Annotated in this window: 1 pseudogene; it reads left to right on the forward strand. The window is 59.6% G+C overall.

Annotated elements, in window-relative coordinates:
* Positions 1 to 98: 98 nt before the first annotated feature.
* A pseudogene (locus ACWGTI_RS32935) lies at positions 99 to 182 on the forward strand (ABC transporter permease); the annotation flags it as partial.
* Positions 183 to 272: the final 90 nt, after the last annotated feature.

Consider the following 272-nt stretch of genomic DNA (forward strand, 5'->3'; position numbering starts at 1 on the left):
GAATGACGGCAACAGCCGCTGAACTCGATCGACACGCCGATGCATGTTTGACGCGACGTCTTCCAGGTTAATTTCTTCGCGCCGAATGCTTGCGGCCGCTGGCCGTGATCACGGGCCTTTCCCGCATCGGCGACAGCTTGATCGAAGGCCCAGTCCAGATCAAGCGCGGTGTTTCGACCTTGGTCCGAGCGGGCGTGTTAGAAAACGGAGGCCTGTGGACGCGGGTTTTTGCTGCCCGGTCAGCTTCTCGACAGCTGATTGCGACAGCTTGT

The sequence above is a fragment of the Mesorhizobium sp. ArgA1 genome (genome assembly GCF_053714375.1).